This window comes from Bradyrhizobium semiaridum (assembly GCF_020329505.1).
GTDB classification, from domain to species: domain Bacteria; phylum Pseudomonadota; class Alphaproteobacteria; order Rhizobiales; family Xanthobacteraceae; genus Bradyrhizobium; species Bradyrhizobium semiaridum.
This window is the reverse complement of record NZ_JAGKJJ010000119.1, coordinates 1-599: the sequence shown is the minus strand read 5'-3', so window position 1 is coordinate 599 and position 599 is coordinate 1. Positions and strand designations below refer to the sequence as shown.

Sequence of the window (599 nt, the reverse complement as noted above, 5' to 3'; positions counted from 1 at the left end):
GTTCGACGCCGCGTATTCGCGGCGTCGGTGTTTCGGAACATCGCCCCTGCTCGCACGTTGCTCGCCCGGACGAGGAGGCGAGCCATGCGGACATCAACGGCTTATTTCGCCGGTGTCGGAACCGTTGTCGCAGCGATTGCGATCGGCGCCGGCGGCGGCTTCACGATCGCGAGAATCATGAATCCGCATGACGCGAAGCAGGAGGTCAGCCAGGCCGACCGCCGGACCGGCGGCGAGCAGGCCAAACTGCCAACGGCTTCGTCGCAGCCTCCTGTGTTGCCGCGAGATATGTCCCAGGCTCCGACGAAGCCGGTGACGGTGGCGCCGGCACCGCAGCCGCAGCAACCGCAGCCAGGTCAATCGGACCTTGTTGCGGCAACGCCGCCCGAGCCGGCCGCCGCACCTGATCGCACGCAGCAGGCTTCATCGCCTGCACCGGGTACGCAAACTGCCGCGCGCGAGCCGTCCGCGACGTCCGAGATCAGGAATGCGAACGCAAGAGCCCGCGAAGCGGACGTCAGGCGTGCAACTGCCGAGAAACGCCGTGCCGAGCGGCGTCAGCGTTGGGCCGAACGCCGCCGCATGCGTCAGGACGACGA

General features: G+C 68.1%; 1 protein-coding gene. It reads left to right on the top strand.

The window, feature by feature from the left end:
• Nucleotides 1-84: 84 nt before the first annotated feature.
• Nucleotides 85-599, top strand: a 515-nt coding sequence (locus J6500_RS31780) for a hypothetical protein (protein WP_225716616.1), incomplete at its 3' end; no start/stop codon positions are given.